General features: G+C 64.2%; 16 protein-coding genes. 9 read left to right on the top strand and 7 right to left on the bottom strand.

Annotated features, from left to right (window positions below):
* The first annotated feature begins 39 nt into the window (after positions 1-39).
* Together FJ986_RS08985 and pdeM are read left to right on the top strand one after the other, a co-directional pair.
* The gene (locus tag FJ986_RS08985) at positions 40-2,589 is read left to right on the top strand and encodes a ligase-associated DNA damage response DEXH box helicase (protein WP_140674030.1); all 2,550 of its coding nucleotides are present in this window, start codon (positions 40-42) and stop codon (positions 2,587-2,589) included.
* Positions 2,586-3,302 carry a ligase-associated DNA damage response endonuclease PdeM gene (pdeM, locus tag FJ986_RS08980; RefSeq protein WP_140496693.1) on the top strand — a complete coding sequence of 239 codons (717 nt, stop codon included), beginning with the start codon at positions 2,586-2,588 and terminating at the stop codon, positions 3,300-3,302. Before FJ986_RS08985 ends, pdeM begins: the two co-directional genes overlap by 4 nt.
* 5 nt (positions 3,303-3,307) lie before the next feature.
* Here pdeM and FJ986_RS08975 read toward each other — a convergent pair whose 3' ends face one another.
* Genes FJ986_RS08975 through FJ986_RS08965 form a run of 3 tightly spaced genes read right to left on the bottom strand, consistent with a single transcriptional unit; the run spans position 3,308 to position 7,910 of the window.
* Positions 3,308-4,243, bottom strand: a complete 936-nt coding sequence (locus FJ986_RS08975) for a DmsC/YnfH family molybdoenzyme membrane anchor subunit (RefSeq protein ID WP_140523919.1) — start codon at positions 4,241-4,243, stop codon at positions 3,308-3,310.
* Between the two features lie 5 nt (positions 4,244-4,248).
* Positions 4,249-4,983: a 4Fe-4S dicluster domain-containing protein gene (locus tag FJ986_RS08970; protein WP_140496689.1), complete on the bottom strand. Its 735-nt coding sequence runs from the start codon at positions 4,981-4,983 to the stop codon at positions 4,249-4,251.
* Positions 4,980-7,910, bottom strand: a complete 2,931-nt coding sequence (locus FJ986_RS08965; RefSeq protein ID WP_140629762.1) for a molybdopterin oxidoreductase family protein — start codon at positions 7,908-7,910, stop codon at positions 4,980-4,982. The genes FJ986_RS08970 and FJ986_RS08965 overlap by 4 nt, the downstream gene beginning before the upstream one ends.
* Before the next feature lie 277 nt (positions 7,911-8,187).
* On the opposite strand from FJ986_RS08965, the gene FJ986_RS08960 reads away from it, so the two are divergent.
* Positions 8,188-9,090: a LysR family transcriptional regulator gene (locus tag FJ986_RS08960; protein ID WP_140496685.1), complete on the top strand. Its 903-nt coding sequence runs from the start codon at positions 8,188-8,190 to the stop codon at positions 9,088-9,090.
* Between the two features lie 12 nt (positions 9,091-9,102).
* Here FJ986_RS08960 and FJ986_RS08955 read toward each other — a convergent pair whose 3' ends face one another.
* The 4 genes from FJ986_RS08955 to FJ986_RS08940 all read right to left on the bottom strand — a co-directional run bounded on the left by FJ986_RS08955 (position 9,103) and on the right by FJ986_RS08940 (position 16,459).
* Positions 9,103-10,359, bottom strand: a complete 1,257-nt coding sequence (locus FJ986_RS08955) for an Hsp70 family protein (RefSeq protein WP_140523925.1) — start codon at positions 10,357-10,359, stop codon at positions 9,103-9,105.
* Between the two features lie 179 nt (positions 10,360-10,538).
* A complete protein-coding gene (locus FJ986_RS08950) occupies positions 10,539-11,327 on the bottom strand; it encodes a TIGR02186 family protein (protein ID WP_140523928.1) in 789 nt (262 codons plus the stop codon).
* Entirely contained in the window at positions 11,327-12,250 is a 924-nt protein-coding gene (locus tag FJ986_RS08945; RefSeq protein ID WP_140496679.1) for a sulfite exporter TauE/SafE family protein, read from the bottom strand. The genes FJ986_RS08950 and FJ986_RS08945 overlap by 1 nt, the downstream gene beginning before the upstream one ends.
* 192 nt (positions 12,251-12,442) lie before the next feature.
* Positions 12,443-16,459, bottom strand: coding sequence for a peptidoglycan-binding protein (locus tag FJ986_RS08940; protein WP_140674028.1), 4,017 nt, complete (start codon positions 16,457-16,459; stop codon positions 12,443-12,445).
* Positions 16,460-16,905: 446 nt separating this feature from the next.
* Between FJ986_RS08940 and FJ986_RS08935 the strand changes: the two genes are divergently transcribed.
* The 6 genes from FJ986_RS08935 (at position 16,906) to FJ986_RS08910 (ending at position 24,789) form a co-directional block, all read left to right on the top strand.
* Positions 16,906-17,367, top strand: a complete 462-nt coding sequence (locus FJ986_RS08935) for a MerR family DNA-binding transcriptional regulator (protein WP_140497287.1) — start codon at positions 16,906-16,908, stop codon at positions 17,365-17,367.
* A gap of 265 nt (positions 17,368-17,632) precedes the next feature.
* On the top strand, positions 17,633-19,423 hold the full coding sequence (locus FJ986_RS08930; protein WP_140674027.1) for an acyl-CoA dehydrogenase: 1,791 nt from the start codon (positions 17,633-17,635) through the stop codon (positions 19,421-19,423).
* A 112-nt stretch (positions 19,424-19,535) separates the two neighbouring features.
* The gene (locus FJ986_RS08925; RefSeq protein WP_140496673.1) at positions 19,536-20,705 is read left to right on the top strand and encodes an acyl-CoA dehydrogenase family protein; all 1,170 of its coding nucleotides are present in this window, start codon (positions 19,536-19,538) and stop codon (positions 20,703-20,705) included.
* 31 nt (positions 20,706-20,736) lie between these two features.
* Entirely contained in the window at positions 20,737-21,945 is a 1,209-nt protein-coding gene (locus FJ986_RS08920) for an acetyl-CoA C-acetyltransferase (protein WP_140557624.1), read from the top strand.
* Between the two features lie 14 nt (positions 21,946-21,959).
* Positions 21,960-24,179: a 3-hydroxyacyl-CoA dehydrogenase NAD-binding domain-containing protein gene (locus FJ986_RS08915; protein WP_140674025.1), complete on the top strand. Its 2,220-nt coding sequence runs from the start codon at positions 21,960-21,962 to the stop codon at positions 24,177-24,179.
* Positions 24,180-24,243: 64 nt separating this feature from the next.
* The gene (locus FJ986_RS08910; protein ID WP_140674023.1) at positions 24,244-24,789 is read left to right on the top strand and encodes a thioesterase family protein; all 546 of its coding nucleotides are present in this window, start codon (positions 24,244-24,246) and stop codon (positions 24,787-24,789) included.
* Positions 24,790-24,802: the final 13 nt, after the last annotated feature.

Genomic DNA, 24,802 nt, shown 5'->3' with positions numbered 1-24,802 from the left:
GTTCTTGGCGTTCGCACGCCGTCGCGCTACCTCTGACGCGTGACAGAGAAGCCGCGCCTTGCCGTCCAGAATGCCGCCGTTGTCCTGCCCGAGCCATTCCTGAGATGGTTTGGCGAGAAAGGCTGGTCGCCGCGCGCCCACCAGATCGAATTGCTGGCGAGGGCTCAAGCAGGGCAGTCGGTGCTGCTGATTGCACCGACCGGCGCCGGCAAGACGCTGGCCGGGTTCCTGCCTTCGCTGACCGAACTGGCCGTCAGGGCCAGGCGAAAACCGGGACAGGCCCGCCGCGGCATCCACACGCTCTACATCTCGCCGCTGAAGGCGCTGGCTGTCGACATCGAGCGCAACCTCGGCAAACCGGTGGAAGAGATCGGGCTCTCCCTCACCATCGAGACCCGCACCGGCGACACGCCGGCGCACAAGCGCCAGCGGCAGAAGCTGGTGCCGCCCGACATCCTGCTCACCACGCCCGAGCAGCTTGCGCTGCTGATCGCGGCACCCGATGCCAGGCGTTTCTTCGAAGACCTGCGCTATGTCGTGCTCGACGAGTTGCATTCGCTGGTGATTTCGAAGCGGGGTCATCTCCTGGCGCTTGGTCTGGCGCGCCTGCGCCAGTTCATGCCCGAGCTTCAGACCATTGGACTGTCCGCCACTGTGGCCGAACCGGACGAATTGCGCCGCTGGCTGGTCGGCCAGAATCCGCCCAAAAATACGGCAAGTCCCGAAATGGCCGAACTGATCGTCGTTACCGGCGGCGCAAAGCCCGAAATATCCATCTTGGATTCGGAGGAGCGCGTGCCCTGGGCCGGACATTCGGCCCGCTACGCGACGCCCGAGATCTACCGCGAGATCAAGCGCCACAAGACGACCCTGCTGTTCGTCAATACGCGCAGCCAGGCGGAGTTGCTGTTCCAGGAATTGTGGCGCGTCAACGAAGATACCTTGCCGATCGCGCTGCATCACGGATCGCTCGATGTCGCGCAGCGGCGGCGGGTCGAGAAGGCGATGGGCGACAATGCGCTGCGCGCCATCGTCGCCACCTCGACGCTCGACCTCGGCATCGACTGGGGCGACGTCGACCTCGTCGTGCATGTCGGCGCACCGAAAGGAGCGAGCCGGCTGGCACAGCGCATCGGCCGCGCCAACCACCGCATGGACGAACCGTCCAAAGCCATCCTCATCCCGGCCAACCGCTTCGAGGTGCTCGAATGCCGGGCAGCGCTGGACGCCAACTATCTCGGCGCGCAGGATACGCCTCCACTGGTCGATGGCGGGCTCGACGTGCTGGCGCAACATGTCCTTGGCTGCGCCTGCGGCGCACCGTTCCGCGCGGATGATCTTTACGAGGAGGTGCGGTCGGCGGCCCCCTATGCCGGCCTCGATCGGCCGACATTCGACCGCGTCGTCGATTTCGTCGCCACGGGTGGCTACGCCTTGAAGAGCTATGAGCGATACGCCCGCATCCGCCTCAACAAGGAGGGATTGTGGCGGGTATCCAATCCGCGCGTGGCCCAGCAATACAGGCTGAACGTCGGCACTATCATCGAGGTGCCGGCGCTCAACGTGCGTTATGTCCAGGCCGGCAGCAAGGGTTCCGTGTCGCGCGGCGGCAGGGTTTTAGGCAAGATCGAGGAGGCTTTCCTCGAGACGCTGACGCATGGCGACACCTTCATGTTCGCCGGCAAAGTTCTTCGCTTCGAAGGCATTCGCGAGAATGAGTGCTTCGTCTCGAACGCGCCCGGCAGCGATGCGAAGGTGCCTTACTATGGCGGCGGCAAGTTCCCGCTTTCGACCTATCTCGCCGAACAGGTCCGCGCCATGCTGGACGATCCGCAGCGGTGGAAGAAACTGCCCGAGCAGGTGGCCGACTGGCTGCGCTTCCAGGTCGACAAATCGGTGCTGCCCAAACGCGATGACCTGCTGATCGAGACCTTTCCGCGCGGCAACCGCCACTATCTGGTCGCCTACCCCTTCGAGGGCAGGCTGGCCCACCAGACGCTCGGCATGCTGCTTACCCGCCGTCTGGACAGGACGGGCGCCAGGCCGCTTGGCTTCGTCGCCACCGACTATGCCTTGGCCATTTGGTCGCTGGGCGACATGGGGGCGATGTTCAAAGCCGGAAAACCCTCGCTCGGCGCGCTTTTCGATGAGGACATGCTTGGCGACGATCTCGAGGCCTGGCTGGCAGACAGCTGGCTTCTCAAGCGCACTTTTCGCAATTGCGCGCTGATTTCAGGGCTGATCGAAAAGCGTCATCCCGGCAAGGAGAAGAGTGGCCGTCAGGTGACTGTCTCGACAGACCTTATTTATGACGTCCTGCGCAGCCATGAGCCGGATCACATATTGCTCCAGGCGACGCGCGCGGACGCGGCGGCGGGCCTGCTCGATGTCAGCAGACTTGCGGACATGCTCTCGCGCATTCAAGGTCGAATCATGCATAAGAACCTCGAACAGATATCGCCGCTCGCCGTGCCGATCATGCTCGAGATCGGCAAGATGCCGGTGCACGGCGAAGCCGATGAAACGCTGCTGATGGATGCGGCCACGCTGGTTGAGGAAGCCATGGGGCCGGAGATGGCTGAGGAATGAATTTTTCGCTGGCGCGTGCATCGTTGATCGCCGACGCCGATCTGGTCGGCATCGCCGGCGAACGTGCGGTCTGCGATCCGCGCGGCGTGCTCTACTTTCCCGAGCTCAAGCTTCTGGCCGTTTCCGATCTGCATCTGGAAAAAGGCTCATCGCTGGCAAGGCGCGGCATGCTGCTCCCGCCCTATGACACCGGCGCGACCTTGCTGCGATTGCAGGCCGTCATCTCAGACTACCAGCCGGCAATCGTCATCAGCCTGGGCGATTCCTTCCATGATGGCGGCGGCGCCGAGCGCATGCATCGAAGTTTCCGCGAACGGCTGGAGGCGCTGATGGCGGGCCGCGACTGGTTCTGGGTGGCCGGCAACCATGACCCGGAGGCGCCGGCCGACCTGCCGGGCGATACGGTGCGCGAACTCGCCATCGGCTCGTTGCTGTTCCGGCACGAGCCGTCGAAGCTGCGCGTCGAGGGCGAGATATCGGGCCATCTCCATCCCTGCGCCCGCATCGTCCAGCAGGGCCGTTCGGTGCGGCGGCGCTGCTTCGCCGGCGATGGCGGCCGCATGATCATGCCCGCCTTCGGCGCCTATACCGGCTCACTCAACGTGCTCGACCGCGCCTATGCCGGCCTGTTCCGCCTGGAATCGCTGATGGCGTATATGCTCGGCACGGACCGCATCTTTGCGATTTCAGGCTCGATGCTGCGACCCGGCTGAAGCCGCTATTTCCCGTAGTAGAGAGTGACCGTGTGCTTCGCTTCGGCGAAGAACAGCCAACGTTCGACCAGCATGCCGACAAACTGTGCGACCGCGGCGAACACCGATGCGAGCGCCGCGAAAGGTGACGGCAAGGCGAAGGCCGTAATCAGCAGCAAGGCGGGCAGCGCGAAACCCAGGAGCTGGGTGATCCGCCGCAGCTTTGCGCTGTGCTTGCGCGCGATGCGAAAACCCATTTCCTTGAGCAAATAATTTTCCTCGGTATGCGGCCATTCCAGCGATCTAACCGTCCCCCCGGCAAGCCCGGTTGCGGTGTTGGCGTTGGTGGGGATTTCCAATTGGTCGTTGTACCGCCAGGTCGCAAGCTTCCAGGCCCAACCGAGCAGGGTCAGCAGTACGCAGGCTGCCAGAAGCATTTTGGAACCGACGGCAAAGCCTTGGCATAGCGCGGCCAGAAGCACACTGCCGCTCATAGCCGAGAAAATGAGATAGCCGGGCAAGGTGTAAGGGCTGTGCCACTGAGCGATGGGTTTCAGCGAGGCATAGATCATGCCGGTCATGCAGACGGTGATGACGGCGCCGATCGTTGCCAGAAGTCCGGCGGCGGCGACCCAGCCATCGGTGCGGCCAAGAATGACCCAGCCAATGCCGAACAGTCCGGCCGGGACGAAGGTGGCGACCGAGGCGACGCCTTCGCGCGACAGCCAGGAACTGCGCCATTGCGAGAACGCACGCCAGGCGCGTTCGGGGCGGCCGAGATGTCCGGTCGAGGACAACAGGCCGGCGGTGATCAGCCCGAGCGCCAGTCCCATGCCGATGAAGCCCAGCCAGAAATCGGGTGCGATGACGCCAAGTGGCGCCAGCACGCCGAGCAGCGCCAGCAGGCCGTAGCCGGCGCCGGCGGCGGTGGTGAAGAAGACGACCGAGAAGGCTGGATGCATGGGGTTTAGTTCGAGAGCATGCGGTCGACCCAGCCGAGGAACCCACCCTCGGCCCTCACCGGCTCCAGGGTTGGCGCAGAAATCTTTGCGGCGCGTTCGGTATGCGCGCGCGGCGGCAGGTATTTGTTGGTCGGGCGGTAGCCGAGTTCCGGCATCAGGTCGACGCCGCCACGCTCCTCAACCAGTTGCGACACCGCCGAGGCGGGGTCGCCGAGATCGCCGAAATGCCGTGCGCTGGTCGGACAGGCCGCGACGCAGGCCGGCACGCGGTCCTCCTCGGCCAGATTGTCATTGTAGATGCGGTCGACGCAGAGCGTGCATTTCTTCATCACGCCGACATCGGTGTCGAATTCGCGCGCGCCATAGGGGCAGGCCCAACTGCATAGCTTGCAGCCGATGCACTTGTCCTCATCGACCAGCACGATGCCGTCCGAGGCTCGTTTGTAGGAGGCGCCGGTCGGACACACAGTGACGCAGGCCGGCGTCTCGCAATGCAGGCACGAGCGCGGGAAGTTCACCGTGCGGCCGCCCATCGCGGTGGTGTGCTCGTAGCTGTGCACGCGATTGAACCAGACGCCGTCGACATGGCCGCCATAGGGGTCGATGTCGGTCAGCGGCGCCATGTGGCCGCCGGTGTTCCATTCCTTGCATGCGGTGACGCAGGCCTGACAACCGACGCAGGTGTCGAGGTCTATGACCAGGCCTAGTTTTTTGCCCGTGTGGGCGGGGACGCAGGTCATTTGGCGGCTTCCCTGTTCATGCGGAATTCGGCGCCAAAGCGAAGTGTGTCCGGCGATGGCTGGAATTGCGGCGGCTGGTGGAAACGCTCGAATTGCGGCTCGGTGAAACCGGCTTCCTCCGCCGCGCATTTGACGATGCGCACCTTGAGATCGAACCATGCCGCCTGGCCGGTCACCGGATCGGAATTCGAATACCGCCTGCCGTTGGTGTCTGCCGTGGTCTGGTCGCCGATGATGTGGTTGAGCAGGAAGCCGCGATTGCTCTCGGCGGCATCGTCCTTCAGCCCCCAGCTGCCGCGCCTTTTGCCGATGGCGTTCCAGGTCCAGACCGTGCTTTCGTTCACGCCCTCGACCAGCTTGATCTGTCCCTTGACCTTGCCATTGATGCTTTCGATCCACACCCAGTCGTCGTCGGCAAGGCCGAGACCTGCGGCGGTCCTCTCATGCACGAACAGCCGGTTTTGGCTGGTGATCTGCCTCAGCCACGCATTCTGCGAACCCCAGGAATGGTACATGTGCATCGGCCGCTGCGTCAGCGCATGCAACGGATATTTCTGCTGGTCGACGGCCGCTTCCTCGAACGGCACGTACCAGAAGGGTAGCGGGTCCATGTAGGTCTCGATGCGCTGGCGTTCGCTCTCGGGCGGCACGGCCCGACCATGGCCGCGCGCGGCAAGACGAAAGCGCTGCAAGGGTTCGGAATAGAGCTGGAAGACGACTGGTTCGGCCTTCGGGATGAAGCCCATCTGCACCGCGAAATCGAGATAGGACCGGTTGGCCATCTTGTAGTAGCGCTGGTCCTCAGCGAAATCGTGGTGCCAGAAGCCGCCATTGTCGATGTAGCGCTGCAACTGGTCCGGGTTTGGCTCGCCCTTGCCGGTCGAATTGCCGTCCTTGCCGCGCCAGCCGGCAAGCGGGCCGATACCGGGCGTGCGCTCGTGATTGACGATGTAGTCGGCATAGTCGGCATATTTGGCCGCCCCGTCTTCTCTGACGAAACCCGGCAGGCCGAGGCGCGCGCCGAGCTCGATCAGCACCGATTGGAACGGGCGCACGTCCCGGTCCGGCTCGACCATGGGATGGCGTATAGCATCGCCCGGTCCGTCGGCATGGCTGATCGGCCGGTCGAGCAGGCTGATGCAGTCGTGCCGTTCGAGATAGGTTGTGTCGGGCAGCACGAGGTCAGCGAACGGCACGGTCTCGGAATAATAGGCGTCGGAATAGATGATGAAAGGGATCTTGTAATTGCCCGCCTCGTCGAGGTCGGTCAGCATACGAATCGTCTCGACGGTGTTCATCGAGGAATTCCAGGCCATGTTCGACATGTACATCATCAGCGTGTCGATCTTGTATGGATCGCCGGCCCAGGCGTTGCGGATGACGGTGTGCATCAAGCCGTGCGCAGCGAGCGGCGCCTCCCAGGAATAGGCCTTGTCTATGCGGATCGGCACGCCTGCCTCATCGACCAGAAGGTCGTCAGGCCCGCAGACGAAGCCGAGCGGCATGCCGTCCAGTGGCGTCATCGGCCGGACGTTCTTGCCGGCAGGCTTCGGTCCTGGCGGCGCGCAACGCGGATAAGGCGGTTTGAAGCGGAAGCCGCCCGGGACGTCCACCGTTCCGAGCAGCACCTGCAGCAGGTGAATGGCGCGGCAAGAATGAAAACCGTTGGAATGGGCTGAGATGCCGCGCATCGCGTGCATCGACACGGGCCGTCCCCTAATCGTCTCGTGGCGGCGGCCGGCCCAGTCGGTCCACGCCACCGGCAGTTCGATCGTCTGCTCAAAGGCGACATGAGCGAGCTCGGCGGCGATCCTGCGGATCGTATCGGCGGCAATGCCGCAGCGCTCCGCGACCGCATCGGGCGAATAGCTCTCATTGAGGTATCGATCGGCGATCAGCTGGAACACCGGAACGCAGCGACGACCGTCGACGGTGAAGCTGCCGGTCAATGCCGGTTTGGCGCTGGCGTCGGTGGCGCGGACAGGCACCTTCGCCACCCTGTCCCAGGCGAGCGGGTTGCCGGCGCTGTCGCGGACAAACAGCCCGTCATCGGCCGCACCCGGATCCTGGATGACGAGCACATGGGCGTTGGTGTAGCGCAGGAGATAATCGAGATCGACGCGGCCTGCCTTCAAGAGCTCGTGGATGAGGGCGAACACGAACAGGCCGTCGGTGCCCGGCCGGATGCCGATCCAGTCGTCGGCGATGGCGTTGTAGCCAGTGCGACATGGGTTGATCGACACCACCTTGGCGCCGCGCGCCTTCAGCTTGCCGAGGCCGATCTTGATCGGGTTGGAATCATGGTCCTCGGCGACGCCGAAAAGCATGAAATACCGGGTATTGTCCCAGTCGGGTTCGCCGAACTCCCAGAACGAGCCGCCGATCGTATAAAGCCCGCCTGCGGCCATGTTCACCGAACAGAAACCGCCATGCGCGGCGAAGTTCGGCGTGCCGAACTGGCTTGCCCACCAGCCGGTCAGGGATTGCGATTGGTCGCGGCCGGTAAAGAAGGCGAGTTTCTTCGGGTCGCTGCGGCGGATGGACGAAAGCCGCTCCGCGGCGATCGTCAGCGCTTCTTCCCACTCGATCTCGCGGAATTCTCCCGAGCCGCGCGAGCCGGTGCGCAGCAGCGGCTTTTTCAGCCGGGCAGGGCTGTAATGCTGCATGATGCCGGAGCTGCCCTTACCGCAGATCACGCCGCGATTGACCGGATGATCCTTGTTGCCGTTGATGTAGCGGACCTTGCCGTCCTTGATGTGCACGTCGATGCCGCAGCGGCAGGCGCACATATAGCATGTGGTCTTGGCGATGCGGTCGGAGATGGCGGGCGAGGTGTCGACGCCATCGTTCTCGTCGGGTGCGTTCGTGTCGGCGAGCGGGCGTTGGGACGGGGCGGAATTCGCGCCGCGCAGAGATCCTTGGGTCATGATCCCCGAGCGCTTCTGCGGTTCGCGGCTTTGGCCCTGGTTTTCGGCCCGGGACCGCGCATGTAATGCTCTTCCGGATGATAGCGATCGCCGGCCAGCCGCCGCCGCAGGCCGCGGGTCCAGTGCGCGAACAGGGACTTGAACCGCCCGATCATTTCATTCTCTGTCAATCGGTAGCGAATTTTTTCTAACTTCGATTGAAAACTTAGAATAAGCCTATCAACCCGTCTAATCAGTTGTTCTTGTAAATTCGATCGATATTGGTTCTTAATGCCTTATGACACTTGACCAGTTGCGGATATTTGTCGCCGTCGCCGAGCGCGGCCACATGACCAAGGCGGCGGAGCTGCTGGGCATCTCCCAATCGGCCGCGTCGGCCGCCATCCGCGCGCTTGAGGAGCAGCACGGCGTCCATCTGTTCAACCGCGTCGGCCGCAACATCGAGCTTGCCCAGACCGGTCACCGGTTCCTGCCAGAAGCCAAGGCCGTACTGGAACGAGCCGCCGCCGCACGCAATGTGCTGGAACATGTCTCGCAGACGGTTGCCGGCAGCCTCTCCATCGCCGCCAGCCTGACGATCGCCAGCTATTGGCTGCCGCGCCGGCTGGCGTCCTTCCACGAAGCCTATCCTGCGGTCAGGCTGAGCGTCAGCATAGGCAACACCAGGCAGGTCGAAGCCAGCGTGCTGGATGGAACCGCCGATCTCGGCTTGGTCGAGGGGCGCACCGAGTCCGACATATTGCGCCGCGCCAAGGTCGATATCGACCGGTTGATGCTGGTGGTTGCCGGTTCTCATCCCGAGATCGCCGAAATCGCGCCGGGCCGCCCCGACATAAAAGGGCTGCGCTGGATCATCCGCGAGGGCGGTTCCGGCACGCGGGAGGTGCTGGAGGATCTGGCGCGCCGCGAAGGGATTTCGCTTGACGACCTGCAGATATTTCTGGTGCTGCCGAGCAACGAGGCGGTTCGCCAGGCGGTCGAGGCCGGTGCCGGCGCCACCATCATTTCGGAGCTCGTCGTCGGACGCGCCGTCGCCGAAGGCAGCCTGCGGTCCGTGCCGCTCGAACTGCCGAAACGCGACTTCGCCATGATTACACATCGCGACCGCCAGGCAAGCTTGGCCCAGATGGCGCTCAAGGCGCATTTGGGGGCCGACGAGAAGGCGTCCGCGCGTTCGTGAATTGTCCGGATATCAGCCGAACTTGCGCTGCGCGTCCAGCGCAAGGCCAAGTCCGACCGAGCCGAACATGTCGCCCTCGATGACCGAAGCCTGAGGCACCAGCGACAGGATTTTTTGTCTCGCCAGCGGGATCGCGGTAGATCCTCCGGTCAGGAACACGGCGGTGATGTCGGACGACTTGACCCCGGCGTCGCCGATGGTCTGGCCGACCGTGGCGGCAACGCGCTCGATGTCCCTGGCGATCGTGGCGTCCAGCGCCTTTCGGGTGATCTCGGCGGCGAACTGGACTTCCGGCAGCCTCACCTCGACATCGGCCGAGACCTTGTCGGTCAGCTCGATCTTGGCCCTTTCGACAAGAGCGGCCAGCGCGTGCCCGTACCGGTGCTCGACGATCTGGATGAAGCGGTCGACGAGATCGGCGCGCTCGGCCTCGTAGCGGATCTGGCGCAGATGCGTCATCGCCTTGGCCGTGTAGACCAGGTTGATGCGTTGCCATGTGGCAAGATCGATGAAGTAGCTGGCCGGCAGGTTGCGCTTGCCGTCCTTGGTCGGGCTGAGGTAGCCGAGTTCCGGCATCACATGCGCGATGCTGAGCAATCGGTCGAAGTCGGTGCCGCCGATATGGATGCCGCGGCTGGCCAGGATATCGTCCTTGCGGTCAAGCGAGCGGGCACGCTGCGGCGAGACCCTTACGATCGAGAAGTCCGACGTGCCGCCACCCATGTCGATGATCAGCGCCAGTTCCTCGCGCGTCACCTTCTGCTCGTAGTCGAGGGCCGCCGCGATCGGTTCGAACTGGAAGGCGATATGCTTGAAGCCCTGGGCGCGGGCGGCTCCTTCGAGCTCGCTTTGTGCCCTGGCATCGGCCTCGGCGTCGTCGTCGACGAACTGCACCGGCCGGCCGAGTACCACGCTCTCGACGGCGCCGCCGGCATCGTCCTCCAGTCTTTTTCGCAGATGGCCGAGGAACAGGCCGACGATCTCCATGAAGCCGATCGATCGCGCCTTGATGCGCGTCTTTTCCTGCGCGAGCGCGCTGCCGAGCACGCTCTTCAGCGAGCGCATCAGCCGACCTTCGACGCTGTCGGTGTAATTGGCGATTGCGTGGCGGCCGAAACAGGTACGGTTGTCCTCGAAGTTGAAGAACACGGCGCTTGGCAGCGTGACCTCGCCGCCTTCCAGCGCGACGAGGTGCGGCTGGCCGCTCCTGACCACGCCCACGGTGGAGTTGGAAGTGCCAAAATCGATGCCGGCGAATGCTGGTCGCATCGCAGCCTCCTGTCATCTCTGCTAAAGCAGCGGTTCGGCGCCGTCTGTGAAGCGTGCGCTCTCTGTCGTCCGGGGTGATCGGACCGCTCTGCCGAATTGAATTGTGCGTGTTGCCCGGTAGACCGGGAGGTGGCGGTCTATAGCATGATCCGGGAAAGGAAAACCCCTTTGTAGCCGCTTTAGTCCTTGCGGAAGATCAACCTTCCGAGCCAGCCCGTCACCATGGCCAGCGATATGGCGAAGACGCCGTAGAGGAAGGAATAGTCGTGGGCGACACGGAAGATCGACTGTTCGAAACCGGATTTGCGGATCTCGAGCTGGGCCGAGCTCTCCTTGATGAACAGGCCGCTCTTGAACAGGAACGCGCGCGCCTTGTGGGTGCCGACCGGAACGTTCGGCGCCAGCCGCACCGTGGCGCGGAACAGGTTCTGTGACAGGAACTGCACGCCGCCGACATTCTCGCTGTAGAGACCGGTCGCGGCCTTGCGTTCGCGCAACGCCGCGGTGAATTCCTCGATCGTGGCCGGGCTGTCGCCGGCATCGGCCGGCTGCATGTAGAGATTGGAGGCGCCGAGCGACAATTGCCTGTAGCTGTTCGGCTCGGTGATGTCCTGCAACGGCCGCGTCGTCGCCACCGAATAGGACACCGGCACGTTTTCGAAGGTCTCGGATTCCAGGTTGACCCAGACGCCGAGCACCCGGTCCTTGCGGCGCACCACCACCGGCTTGGGTGGACCTTCGAGCACGACGATGATGTCGTAGCGGCCTTGGCGCGCCACCAGCGGATCGGGATTTTCCAGCGAGCCGAAAATGGTCAGATCGGCGCCGGAAAAGCCGGCAGTGATCGAGACTTTGTCGGTGGAAAGGCCGATCTGGACGCTTTCAGTCGGCGGCGTCTGCGCCTTCGCGGGTGCGGCGGCGATCAATGACAGAAGAGCCGCGGTTGCGAGCGCTTTCAGGCCATTCATCAGTTGAAGCCCGCGCCGGACAGCGAATAAAGGTTGGGCGGCGTGACGAAGAGGTCGATGGCAAGCCTTATCGCCACCGCCAGCACCAGCATCGCCAGCAGCGCTCTCAACTGCTCGCCGCGCAGCCGCTGGCCGGCCTTGGCGCCATATTGCGCGCCGGCGACACCACCGGCCATCAAAAGAAAGGCCAGCATCACGTCGACCGTCTGGTTGGTGGTGGCGTGGACCAGAGTGGTGTAGGCCGAGGTAAAGATGATCTGGAACAGCGAGGTGCCGATGACGACGTTGGTCGGCACTTTCAGGAGATAGATCAGAGCCGGCACCATGATGAAGCCGCCGCCGACACCCATGATAGACGACAGGAAGCCGATGGCCGCGCCCAGCCCAAGCACTGGGATGACGCTGACAAACAGCTTCGAGGCCCTGAATCGCATCTTCAGCGGCAGGCGGTGGATCCAGTTGTGCTGGCCGGATTTCTTCAGCACCGGTGCCGCGCCGCTGCGCGTGGCGCGCAGCGCGTTGATGCTTTCGACCAGCATCAGCCCGCCGACGGTGCCCAGAAGCACGACATAGAGCAGCGAGATGAACAGGTCGAGCTGTCCCAGCCTGCGCAGGAAAGCGAAGACGTAGATGCCGCCGGTGGAACCGACGATGCCGCCGGCAAGCAGCACCCCGCCGAGCTTGAAGTCGAGCGTGCCGCGCTTCATATGCGACAGCGCGCCGGAGAAGGATGAGGCGATGACCTGGTTGGCGCCGGTCGCCACCGCGATTGCCGGTGGGATGTTGTAGAAGATCAGGAGCGGCGTGATGAGAAAACCGCCGCCGACACCGAACATGCCCGACAGAAAGCCCACCGCAGCGCCCATGGCCAGCAGCACGAAGACGTTGACGGAAATTTCCGCAATCGGGAGATAGATGCCCACCCGTCGGTCTCGATCAGTTTGCCAGTCGGCGAATACCGCCGTTGCGGATAGTATCGCACCGAAAAGCCAATTTTTCCTTGCGCCGAAGCGGCGGCAGGGTCAAACCCCGCCGCCGCGCCGAAACAAAAAACATCTCAAGCAGTTAACAGGCAAATGTGTGGCAGGGGCGTCGCGGATACGACGCTCCTGCCGCTATTTGCGCGCCAGCAACGCCTTGACCAGCTTTTCGTCGACCGCACCGGTCGCGGGCAGCTTGTTGTCGGTCTGGAACGCGACGATCGCATTCTTGGTCTTCGCGCCCATGACGCCGTCGGCGCCGCCGGCGTCGTAGCCGTTCTTGTTGAGGATAAGTTGGATATTCTTGACCGCCTTCTTCATATCGATGCTGGCCGTGGTCTGCGGTGTGCCATCTTGCCAGGATTCGGGAATGTCGGCCGAATTGGCTGCCTGATCGAGCGGCTTGGCCTTCCACAATTCGGTGGCGGCCCGGGCGCGCTCGAGTTGCTCGGGCCGCAGCGCGTTGGCGATCTCGTCGCGCTTGGCGGCCGCGTCCTTGTCGCCGGTCTTGGCGACGAGCGCGAACCATTTGTAGGACTCCTCCAGGTTCTGCTTCATGCCGACGCCCTTGGCGGCGAGGATGCCGAGATTGAACTGGCTGTCCTTCACGCCGAGATCCGCGGCCTCCTGGAACCAGTGCGCGGCCGATTCATTGTCGGTCACGCCGTCAGCGGCCATGGCGAACAGCACGGCCAGATTGTGCATGGCGCTGGCGTTGCCCTGCTCGGCGGCGAGCTGGTACCAGGTCTTCGACTTCTTGATGTCGCGCGGGACGCCGATGCCCTTCTCGTAGAAATTGCCGATGCGATACTCGGCCGGAGCGAAGCCGAGTTCCGCGGACTTTTCATACCATTTGGCCGCGGCCGCCATGTCTTCCTTGACGCCGCGCGCCTCGGAATAGCGCGCGCCGATCTCGAACAGCGCCTTGGCGTCGCCGGTGGCTGCGGCGTCGCGCAGGGCGACCGGGCCTGCATCGGCGGGAATGTCGAATTTGGCCGTGGCCGCGGGAGCGCCGGCGGGCACGACGGCGCCGGTGGTGTCCTTGGCCGTGGCCGGTGCAGCCACTGTCGGTTGGATACCGTTGTCCGCATTCGTCGTTTGCGCCCCGCCGGCGGCAGCGGAAGGTGCCGGAGAAGAAAGAGCCGCAGCAATGGGGCCGGCGAAAATGGGCTCTGCCGAAGCCATCGCGTCGGAGCCTGCCGCACCCGCGCCGGCAGGCACGACGGGAGCCGTCGCCGCGGTAGCCGGTTCCGCCGATGGGCCGGCGTTCGTCGGCCCATCGCCATCCGACGGCATGGCGAGCGCGGTCTGCGCCACCATGTCGTCCTTGACCGCCGGAGCGGAGGGCTCGGCCTGCCTGACCTCACGGGCCGGTTCGCTGTTCGCTGCCGCCAACTGGGTTTCCGGCTTGGGCGGGCTCGCGGCGTCGACGGATGCGGTTTGCAGCGGCTGCGAGGCAACAGCCGGCGCGTCATTGCTTGCCACCTGGGCGGGATCAGCGAGGAACGCCTTGCCAAGCTGCAGGCCGGCAAGCGCCAGCATGATCGCGGCGGCCGCCATCAGAATCGGCTTGCGCCGCGCCTTGAGCAGGTCGCCGATCCTGAGCGCCTTCACCGGTCCCTTCATCGTCGACTGGCGCTTCAAGGCGTCGGCCTCAGCGGCGGCGGCCTGCGCCGCGCGGCGGGCCGCCGCGATGAAGTCCGATTTTGCGGCATCGCTGTCGCTGAGCTTTGCCGGTTGCCCGCGCTCGTCGCGCACGCGCTTCATGATGGCGTTGAGGTCGGGCGCGCCGGAGCCGGGCTCCAGTGGCCGGTTGGCCATTTTCGGGTCAAGCGGCTCGTCGAGATGGACGCTCGGGATTTCCGGGCCCGGCACCGAGCCCGCCAGCGGCGGAACGTCTGCTTCCTTCTTGCCCTTGAAGGCGCGCGCCAGGCCGCCCAACATCGATTTGCGGCGGCCTGCCGGCTCGCCCTTCCCGGTGATCGGATCGGAACCAAGCGCGGCCATGGCGGCGGCGGCCGCCGCCTCCGCGGGCGAGCGCGCACCCGGCCCGCGTGGCGAAGCGGGCTGGCTGCGCATGATCGCGGCGGCGCGGCCGTCGAGATCGGCCATGTCCCCTGTCAGCGGCATGGGCTCGTCGATATCCATCGACGGAGCGTCCACGGCCATCTTGCCGGCTCGCGCACGGCGCTTGCCGATCGCTTCATCGGGGCGTGCATCCAGGAGCTCGCTCATCGCCTCGGACGGTTCGCCTGGCTCCAGCGAACCCAGCCTGTCGACGATCTTGAGCAGCGTGTCGTGGATGGCCTCGAACGTTCTCGAGTTACGCTCGTCGGAACGGCGTGTCAGCGTCTCGAGTGTCTTCAGGTCCTGGGCAAGGCCGGAAACCGCCGACGTGTCAGCGCCCGAGCCGGCCAGCGAGCGCACCGCGTTCTCGGCCGCCTCGCGCGCCGCGCCAAGGATGGAGTCGCGCGTTCCCGCCAGCGCCTTCTCGATTTCATTGAGGCGTGGGCTGATGTCCTCGAACTCCGGCAGCGGTGCGCTGGGCCTGGACAGGTGGGCGGACAGGCTGGCGACTTGCGCCTCCAGGCTGCGGATCAGCGCCGGATCGATGCCGGCGACTTGCGCGGCGGACGAGTCCAGGCGGCTCGAAATGTCTTCGAGCCGGCTTTCCAGGCCACGGATCGCGGCTTCGCCGGCGGGGTCGGGAATGCGTGTTTCCATGCGCTTGGCGAGCGCCGTGAAGCGGGCATCGATGGCTTCCATGATGCCGGCGCCGTCGACTTGCGGCATGCGCCGGTCGAGCCGGTCGGCAACCTCGTCCAGTCGGCGCTCAAGGTCGCGGAACAGCATGTTGCCCTGTTCGATGGCGTCGCCCTGGCGCCGTTCCATCATCGACGACAGCACGTCGAAGCGTTGCTCAAGCCCGTGGAAGATATAGTCGGCGTCGGGCATGACCGGCGCCTGGTCGATCTTGTCGGCGATGAGCGCGATCTGCTTGGCCAGCCGTTCCATCGCCTGCTCGGGCAGGGCGGCGCGGCCGGCGAGTTCGTCGACCCGGCTCGACAGCGTGTTCAGCCGGTCGACGACGGCGTTGCCGGGGTGGTCCTGCGCCACTTCCTCGATCTGCCGGGCGAGCGAATCGATCCGTTTCTCGATGCGCTCGAAGGCTTCATGGTCGAGCGTATTGGCCTGTGCCGCGACGGTCGAGGCGACGATGGCGCGGGAGATCTCGTCCAGCCGCTCGTCGATCATGGCCAGCGTGCTGCCGCCGCGATTGTCCTGCTGGCTGGCGAAATGATCCACGGCGCTGGCCAGCGTGCGGACCTTTTCCTCCAGCGAGCGCAGGGATAGCGATTCCGGCAGGTTGTTGACGGCGTTGCTGATCTGCTCCAGCCGATCGGTCAGGCCCGAAATGGCGGGGTCCGGTGAGCGGTTGCGCTGGTCGGCGTCGACGCGGTCCTCGAAGGCTGTCCAGCGACGATCGAAATCGTCCCAGCGGCGGTCGACCTTCTGCACGCTCTCCTCGCGCGCCAGCGTGTCGAGCGCGGCTTTGACCTGTTCGAGTTCGAGCCGCAGCATGTTGACGCTTCTGTCGTCGCTTTTTTCCGACAGCGTGTTGATGGCGCCGGAAAGCCGCTCGAATTCGAGGCCAAGTTCGGCGCTGCCCTTGCCCGAAGCGCCTGACTTGGCGTTTGCCAGCAGTGCGCGGTCGATGTCCTTGCGCAGCGCCTCGAATTCGCTCTGCAGCCCGGCAGTCATCTGGTGGCGCAATTCCTCGCGCATGCCGCGCAGCTCGCCGGCTATCTTGCCGACCATGGCAACGCTGTCTTCCTGGCCGCGGATGCGGTCGATATCGCGGGCAAGGTTCTGGTAGTTCTGGCCGACGGCCGGCGCCGGCATCGGGGCCTGCGGATGCGCTGCGGGCTGCGGATCCTGGTACCAGCGCGGCTGAGCCGAAGGCTGTGCGGCGGGATAGCGCGGTTCGGCGCCATATTGGCGGGGATCGGGACGTCCAATCGTGTCCTCGCGCGTTCTCTCCAGGCGCTGTTCCAGCGTCTCCAGCGAGCGGTTCAACTGCTCGAGCGTGGTCTGAGGCCTGCGCTGCCTGCCGGCGTTGAGTGTGTCGAGGTAGGACCGCTTGCTGTTCATCGGTGCGTCCGTCTTTCAGATTGGCCGGTTTGCGACCAGCTCCCCAAATCCTCGCCGGAACGAAGGCGACCGCACCACGGTGGAAGACAAGCTTCCCGGGGTTCACCCGCGCTCCGAAAAACCGTGAAAAAATCGATACAGGATAAACACGGGTAGCCGACATGCGCACAATTCGCCCAACGTGGTAAACAACGCGTTAACCAAGCTTAAGAAGTTGCGACGAAGTTCACGGTGAACCGGCCGCTGCGGCATAAAGCGCCGCCCGCACAACGCCCTTGCGTCATGAGAGGGCTATCGGTATAGAATTGACGTAAACGTAAAAGGCGCATCAAGCGTGCTGTTTGCGATTTGTTTGTCGAAACCACGGCTGGAAGCACGCCCCCGCTTTCAGTCAGGCATCGCTTGGTCCAGGACCGCGACGCCACAGACGGGGAAAGCCAGTGACCATGAAGCTTATCTCGGCCGGCGAGACCGCGGCCAATACCAACACTATATCCGTTGACTCGGGCGAGGACCTCGTCCGCATCGGCGAAATGGCCAAGAAATATGGCGTGACGCTGCGCACGCTGCGTTTCTACGAAGACAAGGGCCTGCTCAACCCGCAGCGCGACGGTTCAACCCGCCTCTACACGCGCCGCGACAGGGTTCGGCTGAAACTGATCCTGCTCGGCCGCAAGGTCGGGTTCTCGTTGCGCGACGTCAAGCAGATGATGGATCTCTATGATCCCACCGGCTCCAACACCAAGCAGTTGCGGCTGGCATTGGACAAGTCGGAGAAGCAGCTTGCCCGGCTCCAGAAGCAGCGCACGCTCATCGATGACGCCATCAGCGAATTGAGCACCTCCATGGCTGCCGTCCGGCAGATGCTGGTCGAGCGCTCGGCGCCGCAGGCGAGCGTCGCCGGCTGATTTGCCCCGCCGCCTTGCGGCGCAACGTCCATGATCGAAAAAAGCCGTGTGGCGAGCGCCACGCGGCTCCTTTCATTGGGGGTTCCACCACATGCACTGCATCGCGTCCGGTTTGCTGCGGTGCAGGAGAAATTTTGTCGCATCGGCTGAATTGACGTTTACGCAAACGTCAATTTTTGTTATCTCCCGCTGCAACACGGGTCCGCATGCCGCCCTGACATGAATTCGGGGGTTTCGGATCAGGTCCGCAGGGTGGAGGAAGAGCATGCCGATCTACAGGGCGCCCGTTCAGGATACGCTGTTCGTGCTCAACGAGGTGCTGGGCTACCAGCGCCATTCCAATCTCCCCGGCTTTTCCGATGCAACGCCCGACGTGCTCGAGGCGATCCTCGCCGAGGCCGCCAAGCTCGCGGAAAACGTCATGCATCCGCTCAACCGTGTCGGCGACATGGAAGGCTGTGTGCGCCATGACGACGGCTCGGTGACGACGCCCAAGGGCTTCAAGGAAGCCTTCGACCAGTATCGCGAAGGCGGCTGGATGGGGCTGGCGGCGCCTGTCGAGTTCGGCGGCCAGGGCCTGCCCTATGCCGTGCATACCGCCGTGGCTGAGTATATGGTGTCGGCCAATATGTCGCTGATGATGTATCCGGGCCTGACGCAGGGCGCGATCGCGGCGATCATCACCCATGGCACCGACGAGCAGAAAGCCAAATGGCTGCCGAAGATGGTCGAGGGCGCCTGGACCGGCACCATGAACCTGACTGAGCCGCATTGCGGCACCGATCTGGGCCTGCTGCGCACCAGGGCCGTGCCGAATGGCGACGGCACTTACAAGATCTCGGGCCAGAAGATATTCATCTCGGCCGGCGAGCACGACATGGCGGACAACATCGTCCACCTAGTGCTGGCCCGCATCGAGGGGGCGCCCGAAGGGGTGAAGGGCATCTCGCTGTTCATCGTGCCGAAGCTCAAGCTCGATGCTTCTGGCAATCCCGATGAGAGGAACACCGTCTCCTGCGGTTCCATCGAGGAAAAGATGGGCATCCACGGCAATTCGACCTGCGTCATGAATTATGACGAGGCGCAAGGCACGCTGCTGGGGGAGGCCAATGGCGGTCTCAAGGCGATGTTCACGATGATGAACGAGGCGCGGCTCGGCGTCGGCCTGCAGGGGCTGTCGCTGTCGGAGATTGCCTACCAGAACGCCGTCGCTTACGCCAAGGACCGCTTGCAGGGCCGCTCGCTGTCGGGGCCGAAGGCGCCGGACAAGAAGGCCGATCCCATCATCGTCCATCCCGACATCCGCCGCAGCCTGATGACCATGAGGGCCTTCAACGAGGCCGGCCGCGCGCTGGCGCTGTGGACGGCGATCAAGTCGGACATCGCCCATCGCTCCGCCGACGACAAGGACCGCCAGGCGGCCGACGACTACACCGGGCTGATGACGCCGGTGGTCAAGGGCGTGCTCACCGACAAGGGCTTCGATCACGCCGTGATGGCGCAGCAGGTGTTCGGCGGCCATGGCTACATCGAAGAGCACGGCATGAGCCAGTTCGTGCGCGATGCCCGCATCGCCATGATCTATGAAGGCGCCAACGGCATCCAGGCGCTCGATCTCGTCGGCCGCAAGCTGGGTCTGAACGGCGGCCGCGCGGTGCAGGCGTTCTTCAAGGAAGTCGGCGAGTTCTGTGAAGAGAACCGCGCCGACGAGAAGATGGCCCCCTTCACCAAGGCATTGAAGAAGAGCCTCAACGATCTTCAGGCGGCGACCATGTGGCTGCTGCAGAACGGCATGGCCAAGCCCGACAATGCCGGCGCCGCCTCGACCGACTACATGCATCTCTTCGGCCTCGTGGCGCTCGGCTATATGTGGGCGCGGATGGCCAGGGCCGCCCAAGGCAAGCCGGGCGCCAACGGCGCGTCGTCCTTCTACGACAACAAGCTGGTGACGGCGCGCTTCTTCATGGAGCGGATCATGCCGGAAACCGCGACGCGTCTCGCCCGCATCTCCAGTGGCGCCGATACGTTGATGGCACTGCCGGCGGAAGCGTTCTAGAAATAATCCCTCTCCCTTTGAGGGGAGGGCGGTCCAGAGGGGCCGGGAGGGGGCGCCGCGACAGTGCGCGGATCTCAATTTCGATGGCAGACCTTGGGAGGAAGATCATCGCATGACCAACCCAGCCGAAATCCTTGGCCTGCCGAAGCCCGCCTGGGCGGCGGACGAGGTCGGCATGCTCTACGACATGGCGCACCGCTTCATGTCCGAAGAGATCGCGCCGCGTTACGACGAGTTTGAGAAGAACGAAATGGTCGACCGCGAGAGCTGGCTGAAGGCCGGTGCCGCCGGCCTGCTCTGCGCCTCCATGCCGGAGGAATATGGCGGATCGGGCGGCACCTTCGCCCATGAGAGCGCCATCATCGAAGCCATCGGCCATGTCGGCGTCGATGGCTTCGGCATCGGCCTGCACAATTCCATCGTCGCCCCCTACATCCTCCACTACGGCTCGGAGGAGCAAAAGAAGAAATGGCTGCCGAAGCTCGCCACCGGCGAACTGATCGGCGCCATCGCCATGACGGAGCCCGGCGCCGGCTCCGACCTGCAAGGCGTCAAGACGCGGGCCGAGAGGGACGGCAACCAATACAAGATCAATGGCTCCAAGACCTTCATCACCAATGGCCAGCTTGCCAATTTCATCATCGTCGTCACCAAGACCGATCCGGACAAGGGTGCCAAGGGCACTTCGCTGATCGTCGTCGAGACCGACGAGGTCGATGGCTTCGAGCGCGGCCGCAACCTCGACAAGATCGGCCTGAAAGCCAATGACACATCGGAGCTGTTCTTCAACGATGCGCGTGTGCCGACCTCCAACCTGCTCGGCCACGAGGAGGGACAAGGCTTCATCCAGCTCATGCAGCAATTGCCGCAGGAGCGTTTGCAGATCGGCACCGGCGCGATTGCCATGGTCGAGCGCGCGCTGGCGCTGACCATCGAATACGTCAAGGAGCGCAAGGCGTTCGGCAAGGCGGTCATCGATTTCCAGAACACCCAGTTCAAGCTGGCCGAACTGAAGACCGAGGCCACGATCGGCCGCGTCTTCTACAATGATTGCGTGGCGCGCCACATCGATGGCGGTCTCGATCCGGTGACGGCGTCGATGGCCAAGTACTGGCTTTCCGACCTGCAGGGCAAAGTCGTCGACGAATGCCTTCAATTGCATGGCGGCTATGGCTACATGAATGAATATCCGATCGCCCGCATGTTCCGCGACGCCCGCGTCCAGCGCATCTATGGCGGCACCAACGAGATCATGAAATTGCTGATCGGCCGCTCGCTCTGAGCATCGATCGGCAAACCCAAGGAGCAGGAAAATGGCCGAAGCTTACGTCTATGACGCCGTTCGCACGCCGCGCGGCAGGGGCAAGAAGGATGGCTCGCTGCACGAAGTGCCGGCAGTGCGGCTCGCCGCCAGGACGCTGGAGGCGCTGCGCGACCGCAACGGGCTCGACACTGCAACTGTCGACGACATCATCTTCGGTTGTGTCGACCCGGTCGGCGAGGCGGGGTCGGTCATTCCGCGCGCCGCGGCCTTCGAGGCCGGCTACGCGACCTCGGCGCCCGGCATGCAGATCTCGCGCTTCTGCGCCTCCGGCCTCGACGCCATCAATTTCGGCGCCGCCAAGATAGCCCAGGGCGCCGATGAGATCGTCATTGCCGGCGGTGTCGAATCGATGTCGCGCGTCGGCATGGGCGCCTCGGGTGGCGCCTGGTTCATGGACCCTTCGGTCGGCCTGCCCGGCTGGTTCGTGCCGCAAGGTATTTCGGCCGACCTGATCGCCACAAAATACGGCTTCAGCCGGGATGATGTCGACGCCTACGCCGTCGAGAGCCAGAAGCGCGCGGCAAAATCCTGGGCCGATGGCCGCTTCAGGAATTCGGTGATCCCGATCAAGGACCAGAATGGTCTCACCATCCTCGACCATGACGAGCATATGCGCCCATCGACCGACATGCAGTCGCTGGCCTCGCTCAATCCCTCCTTCGTCATGCCCGGCGAAATGGGCGGCTTCGACGCCGTGGCGGTGCAGAAGCATCCGGAAGTGGAGGAGGTCAATCACGTCCACCATGCCGGCAATTCGTCGGGCATCGTCGACGGCGCGGCGGCCGTGCTGCTGGGCTCGAAGCGGGCCGGCAAGGCCATGGGCCTGAAACCGCGCGCCCGCATCCGCGCCTTCGCCAACATCGGCTCCGAGCCGGTGCTGATGTTGACCGGCCCCGTTGACGTCACCGAGAAGCTGTTGAAGCGCGCCAAGATGAAGCTGTCGGACATCGATCTGTTCGAGCTCAACGAGGCCTTCGCCTCCGTGGTGCTGCGCTACATGCAGGCCTTCGATATCGAGCACGACAGGATTAACGTCAATGGCGGCGCCATCGCCATGGGCCATCCGCTGGGCGCCACCGGCGCGATGATCTTCGGCACCGTGCTGGACGAGCTCGAGCGCCGCGATTTGAACACCGCGCTGGTGACGCTGTGCATCGGCGCCGGCATGGGCACCGCAACCATCATCGAACGCGTCTGACGGGGAGAGAAACGATGAGCTACACCAATTTCACTCTCGACATCGACGCCGATGGCATTGCGCTGGTCACCTGGAACATGCCGGACCGCTCGATGAACGTCTTCACCGAGGAGGTGATGCGCGAGCTGAACGCCATTGTCGACAAGGTGGCGGGCGACGCCGCCATCAAGGGCGCGGTCATCACCTCCGGCAAGGATACCTTCTCAGGCGGCGCCGACATCACCATGCTCCAGAAGATGCTGACGACCTTCGCGGCTGAAAAGGGCAAGGATCTCGAAAAGGCCACCAGGGCGCTATTCGAAAACGCCGGCACCATGACCGGCCTGTTCCGGAAGCTGGAAACATCGGGCAAGCCGTGGGTTTCAGCAATCAACGGCACCTGCATGGGCGGTGCATTCGAAATGTCGCTGGCCTGCCATGGCCGCGTCGCCGCCGATTCCGACAAGGTGAAGATGGCGCTCCCCGAGGTGAAGATCGGTATTTTCCCGGGCGCCGGCGGCACCCAGCGGGTGCCGCGTCTCACCGACCAGCAGCAGGCGCTGCAAATGCTGACCTCCGGCCAGAACCTGTCGCCGCAGAAGGCGAAGTCGATGGGCCTGATCCACCAGATCGCCGAGCCGGCCAAGCTGGTCGAGACTGCGAAGACCATGATCAGGAACGGCCTCAAGCCGGTAGCGCCGTGGGACGAGAACGGATTCAAGTTGCCCGGCGGTCCGGTCTATTCGGCGGCGGGCGCCAATCTGTGGCCCCCGGCCATCGCCATCCTGCGCCGCGAGACCTATGGCAATTATCCGGCCGCCGCGGCGATCCTGAAATGCGTCTATGAGGGCCTGTTGGTGCCGTTCGACACCGCGCTCAGGATCGAACAGCGCTATTTCACGGAGATCATGCAGACCAAGGAAGCACCGGCGATGATCCGCTCGCTGTTCGTGTCGCTGCAGGAATTGAACAAGGGCGCGCGCCGCCCGGCTGGCGTGCCGGAAACTAGGTTCAAGAAGATCGGTATTCTCGGCGCGGGCTTCATGGGCGCCGGTATCGCCTATGTCACGGCCAAAGCCGGCATCCCGGTGGTGCTGCTCGACCGCGACATGGAGTCCGCCGAGAAGGGCAAGGCCCATTCGGATGGTCTGATCTCGGATCAGGTGAAGAAGGGGCGTGCCAAGCCTGAGGACAAGGACAGGCTCCTGTCGCTGATCACGCCGACATCGGACTATGCCGACCTTGCCGGCTGCGATCTCGTGGTCGAGGCGGTGTTCGAGGATTCCGCGGTGAAGAAAAGCGCTATCGAACAGGCGGAAGCGGCGCTGAAGTCGTCGGCGGTCTTCGCGTCGAACACCTCGACCATTCCGATCACCGCCCTGGCCAAGAATTCGGCGCGGCCGAAGAATTTCATCGGCATCCATTTCTTCTCGCCCGTCGACAGGATGATGCTGGTCGAAATCATCCTTGGCAAGAAGACCGGTGACAAGGCGCTGGCCACCGCGATCGACTTCGTGCGCGCCATCAAGAAAACGCCGATCGTCGTCAACGATACGCGCGGTTTCTACGTCAACCGCTGCGTCCTGCGCTATATGTCGGAAGCCTACAAGATGTTGATCGAGGGCGTTCCGGCGCCGATGATCGAGAACGCCGCCAAGGCCGCCGGCATGCCGGTCGGCCCGCTGGCGCTGACCGACGAGACGGCCATCGACCTCGCCCAGAAGATCATGAAGCAGACCATCAGGGATCTCGGCGAGAAGGCGGTCGACCCGAAGCAGATGGCGCTGATCAACACCATGGTCGACGACCACGGCCGCTTCGGCCGCAAGAACGGCAAGGGCTTCTACGACTATCCGGCCAAGCCGGCCAAGAAGAAGCTGTGGCCGGGCCTTAAGGAGTTCTATCCGCAGCTCAAGCCGGAGAAGGTCGACTATGCGGAATTGCAGCAGCGCCTGCTGGTCACCATCGCGTTGGAAGCGGCCCGGGTGATGGAGGAGGGCATCGTCACCGATCCGCGCGAGGCCGATGTCGGCTCGATCCTGGCCTTCGGCTTCGCGCCCTATACGGGCGGCGCGCTGTCCTACATCGACGGCATCGGCGCCGGGCAGTTCGTCAAGATCGCAAAGGGCTTGCAGAAGAAATACGGCGCCGAGTTCAAGGTGCCCAGGCTGCTGCTCGACATGGCCGAAAAGGGCGAGACTTTTTACCAGCGCTTCGACCCCTACGCGAAGGGCGACGTGAAGCAGGCGGCCTGAGCGTGGTCGGAATCAAAGGTGCCGCGGCGTCCCTTGCGCGTCCGAAAAGACGCGCCGCGCCGTAATGTATGTCTGGGGGCGCCTTGCGCGTATGATGGCCACGGCGGGCAGCCGTGGCTGCTACCAGATGGGTGATGAAAGCCGATTGGCCTTTCGCTGCCTGCCGACGGACATCGATTTTAACCGCCATCTCAACAATGCCCGCTATATGATGCTGGCGGACCTTGGCCGCATCGATATCTTCATCCGCGCCGGCCTCATCACTCTGGCGAGAACGAATGGCTGGGCGCCGATGATCGGCGGGCTGCAATCGGCCTATGTGCGTGAGATCAAACTGTGGCGGCGTTTCGAAGTGGTGTCTTCGATCGAGACCTGGGAAGGCAGCCAGGTCATCGGCAAGCACCGTTTCGTCCTCGACAATGGCGAGACCGCCGCATTGATCATGACGACAGCCGGCGTCTACGACCGCGCCGCCCGGCGCTTTCTCGATATTGACGAGGTCGTCGCCGCGCTTGGCCGCTCCGCCCAGCCGCGTCCGCCCAGCGAAGCCGAGCGGGCGTTCATGGCCTCGCACCGGAACCTGCGCGAGCAGGCCAAGCGGATCGGTTGACCCGGAAACCGGA

The sequence above is a fragment of the Mesorhizobium sp. B1-1-1 genome (assembly GCF_006442955.1).
GTDB lineage: Bacteria > Pseudomonadota > Alphaproteobacteria > Rhizobiales > Rhizobiaceae > Mesorhizobium.
This window is presented reverse-complemented; position numbering and strand designations above follow the sequence as displayed.